This is a genomic window from Haloarcula vallismortis ATCC 29715, from assembly GCF_000337775.1.
GTDB lineage: Archaea > Halobacteriota > Halobacteria > Halobacteriales > Haloarculaceae > Haloarcula > Haloarcula vallismortis.
The window spans coordinates 1-3965 of record NZ_AOLQ01000010.1; the positions used below are offsets into that span (position 1 = coordinate 1).

General features: G+C 47.4%; 3 protein-coding genes. 2 read left to right on the forward strand and 1 reads right to left on the reverse strand.

Features of this window, described 5'->3' with window-relative positions:
- Positions 1-189 precede the first annotated feature (189 nt).
- Together C437_RS20895 and C437_RS03880 are read left to right on the forward strand one after the other, a co-directional pair.
- Positions 190-1740 carry a hypothetical protein gene (locus C437_RS20895; RefSeq protein WP_241431630.1) on the forward strand — a complete coding sequence of 517 codons (1551 nt, stop codon included), beginning with the start codon at positions 190-192 and terminating at the stop codon, positions 1738-1740.
- A gap of 186 nt (positions 1741-1926) precedes the next feature.
- A complete protein-coding gene (locus tag C437_RS03880; protein ID WP_004515574.1) occupies positions 1927-3144 on the forward strand; it encodes a hypothetical protein in 1218 nt (405 codons plus the stop codon).
- Positions 3145-3359: 215 nt separating this feature from the next.
- Here the strand turns inward: C437_RS03880 and C437_RS03885 are convergent, their stop codons facing one another.
- The gene (locus C437_RS03885; protein ID WP_004515575.1) at positions 3360-3662 is read right to left on the reverse strand and encodes a hypothetical protein; all 303 of its coding nucleotides are present in this window, start codon (positions 3660-3662) and stop codon (positions 3360-3362) included.
- Positions 3663-3965: the final 303 nt, after the last annotated feature.

Below are 3965 nucleotides of genomic sequence, written 5' to 3' on the forward strand. Positions count from 1 at the left end.
TATTCCTTCCACTTATATATTGGCTTAGCGGGAGCGTTCCAAATGAGGTTTGTGACCGGAAGAGTGTAGCAGAACCCTCAGAAATCCATTCTAGAACTGGGCTTATCATAAATATCAGTCGGGACGTAGGAATCGGTTGGGCCAAAAGGATATGAGGCCTTATGTTTCTCTCTCTAATGGATTCGTTCAATGCCTGACCAAGTCCAACAGTGGGTCGAAGAACGCCTCAAAGCGGACTCATCATTGTCGTATTTGCAGGCGTGGGTAAGTACAGAAAACGACTGGAAGCATTACTTTTCACTTCTAACAAGCTCTTCAATCCCCGAAGAGGAGATCCGAGACCAACAGGACAGATATTATGTAGTCTGTGAAACGCGCCCGCTCAATAATGTGAATGACTACTTGCCTTCGGAGGAAACCTCACTCAGCAGGCCAGCCCAGATAACAGAAACCGCACTAGGCGATGTAGAATACCAGTCCTCACGGAGAGGAGATATTCGTATTGAACGAACTTATTCTGGCGACAAAAATCGATGGGGGACAGATAGATCAGCGCTTCGTGTAGAGGGGTGGGTAGAAGAGTCGAGTGTTCCGACTTGCTCAACCGAAGTTCAGAGCGAACTCCATAAAGAGATCAATGAACTTTCGGGTATTGATTTAGATAAGCATCCAGACTATCGTGGAAACGTACTTCTCATACTAGAAGATCAGCGAATAAAACTTACAGCTGATGATACACCACAGCTCGAAATTGATTCTGCCCTCTTGAGTACTGAATCACTATTTATTACGACTGAGTGGCGTGAGTATGGAGATTCGATTTGGTCTATATCGACTCATTTCGACGAATTACAGCAACGCAGTCAGGATGAGAGAGAACCACCAAATTCCTCCTCGGAAATCCCTCTAGAGGTCAGTACTTCAAATCATGAGTTCACTGTTGATCTCGCCGATATTGGAAGCTTAGATCCTTTGACTCCGGGTGCATCAGAAGTCCGTATTAGTCTCGTGAAAGACGGAATAACGATTGACTGGACTGAACTTCCATTGATGCGAATTATAACGACGAACATCCAGATTGGGGGTTCCGAATTGGAGAGGGAATCTGAGTCTGGACCTCCAGCACTGCATTACGATGCGCCCACAGATCAACCAGGTATGAGCATGATCGTTGGACGACATATCTGGGACGAACGGCGGATAGAATTCGGCAGTCAACAAACGTCTCGTGGATGGTGCACTGACGCGGACGAACTTACTGTTGCCCAAGCCTTGACGTCGATACAAACAGAGTTCGGCCCCGTCGTCAAAGTTGTTGATCCATACCTCGATGATGACCACATCATCGATTTTATAGAGGAAATTGAGGAGGATACCGAAGTCTGGGGAATCACCACAGAACCGATCGACACTCAGCAACTAACAACCAAACTCCAATCTTGGGAAGCTGCTGGACGCCAAATTGAATTCCTCCGCCTCCTTGATGACGATGGTAGCCCATCAGGTACCCCACTGCATGATCGATTTATCCTCACAAACGGTGATCGGCTCCGTGGCTGGGTTCTCGGAACCTCATTCAATTCTCTCGAAACAAATGTCTCCGTTATATCAGAACTCCCACAGCGTGTCGTCAATGAACTCGATCGTGCATTTAACGCATGGTGGTATGAGCCAGTAGATGACCAGCGGGGAACGAACTGTCGTAAGTCATACGAGGGCACCTCAAACACTAATCAGTAACATCCTCATAGCGTGATTGGAAGGATATTTTGTAGTAGTGCTAGCGCGATTTCTTTATTCAGACGAGTAGATGGAACTGAAACGACCGGATTGGTACGTACAGGGAGTTGACTAATCAGTGATATCGGCCAGCAGTTCATAGCGGGGGGAAAGTACCAATATGTTGGACCGGTGAGTTTCTCGGTAATGGCAAGGAATCGAAGTGCTCTATTCTGTGATTACAATTTCCTCGACCTGAAAAGAGAGAAGCAGGAAGAGATGAAGGACGAGATCTCATCGCTTACCTCGGAAGAGTTGGATGAGAACAGTACGGACTCTCTAGCGATAATTTTCTCTTCAAAATATACTCCTTCTCAGATCGAACTTCACGACGTTATCAAAAAGGACGGAGGACAGGTTGAGAAAGAAGTTGAAGACCGAACTGGGATTCCAACCCCCGGTCGAGGCACACCGACTAGGAAATGCGAGAGGCTGAAGGTAAAGTTCCAGTTTGGCGGAGATAAGAAACTATTCCGTTACAAGCCTAGCAGCTACAATTTCAGCCCTCCATTGTACGACAAGCTCAGAAAGAGCGAGGTTGTGAGATACTTTGATTTCCGGACGCAGAACCGGGATGCGGAAGAGGTGAAAGAGGAACTTCACTCTGATATCGAGGATTGGAAGGATGATGTCCGCTCGTGGGTTGGGAACCTCAATTCCGACATCAGGCAGATGCGGGAGAAATTTGAAAACAAAGCTCGTTCAGCGATTGAACGGCGTCGAGGCGAGGTTGAAACCAAGACAAAGGTTATGGAGGATCTCGGTGTCGATACAGGTGGTTCTGGAAGTCAGGGGTTCGTAGTCCCTGAGAAGAAGCGGAGTATTGAGCTTCCGAAGCTTGAGGACAGCAGTTCTCCGGATATTGTTCCAGACAATCATTATTTGGAGATTCTCGGGATTATCGATGATCTGGGAGTGAATATTGAACGATCTGCTGAAAGGGTTCGAGATCTGGATGAGGAGTCCCTCCGTGATATTTTTCTCGCAGGGATCAACTCACACTACGCCGGGATTGCACAGGGCGAGTCTTTCAACCGAAGTGGTAAAACTGATATTCTTCTTCCGTACGAAAACCGGAATCTATTCGTTGCAGAGTGCAAGTTCTGGTCTGGCCAGGCTCAGTTCGTAGACGCTATGGACCAGCTCTTGAGGAATCTAACGGTCCGGGATTCGCATGCGTGTTTGATGATGTTCTCTAGGAGAGCGAGGTTCGACGAGATACGTGGGAAGGCGGAGAAGGCGACGAAGAGTCACAAGCAATTTGAGACAGAGCTGGCGGGTTACGATGACCACGACGTGTACCGATTCAACATCGATTCAGGTACACCAGTCAGGGTCGCTGTCAAAGTATTCAACCTGAAATAACCGAGTGGGGCGAGGGTGAGCTTTTTACTGTCTATAACTTCAGATAGCCAGTCAGATTCGTACGCATTCCGGACTCTCATCCGGGCGATACGCATATGCACTGAACGGGCGTTTCACCCCTACCACTGAATAAAGAACCGTATTCGCAACTACTGTTATGCCGTAATTTTGGACATACTCAGTATTTTGTGGGAGGAAGTACCCACACGAGTGAATTACTTGTCGATAGTTGGAGATTCGCCAATCTCCCGGAGTGCTTCTTGGGAAAGCTGTTCTCGAGGCACCTTTGCGAACAACACCATTGAAGCGTCTTCTAAAACTTCGGTATCATCGGCCTCGAACAACTCTTGGTCAAAACTGAACGACAGATCAACACAGGTTAGTTTATCATCTCCGTCAAAGCTAAGATCAATATCAGACTCATTCAACATATCACCAGTAATATAGACGTACCCGGCCTCCCTGCTCTCTGGGCCAAGATTCTTTGCTAACTTTCTGGGAGTGTAAATATAGTTCATTCAGGACTCACCAACGTATTCATTCGGTACGGTTTCCAGTCTGATCGTGCCGATGCGAGACTCTGCCAATGCAATGCGAGCATTTCACTCGTCGACGAAAGGCTGAGAATATATTTCTTTTCCTGCCTCACGACATTTCCTATTGGGAGCCCAATTTGATGGTGCGATGTAGAGAAATGTGGTCTAAATTTCCTGCTTTCGTAGGAAATCAAGCTCATCCCATAGGGCGGCTATAGAAGACTTCAACACCGGGGCTGATCAGTAGCCATCGTTCCAGAGTTGCATGGCTAGAGATACGGACTC

Excerpts from the sequence above, each read along its gene's own strand:
- C437_RS20895 (WP_241431630.1), top strand. The coding sequence starts at position 190 with ATGCCTGACCAAGTCCAACAGTGGGTCGAAGAACGCCTCAAAGCGGAC.
- C437_RS03880 (WP_004515574.1), top strand. The coding sequence starts at position 1,927 with ATGGCAAGGAATCGAAGTGCTCTATTCTGTGATTACAATTTCCTCGAC.
- C437_RS03885 (WP_004515575.1), bottom strand. The coding sequence starts at position 3,662 with ATGAACTATATTTACACTCCCAGAAAGTTAGCAAAGAATCTTGGCCCA.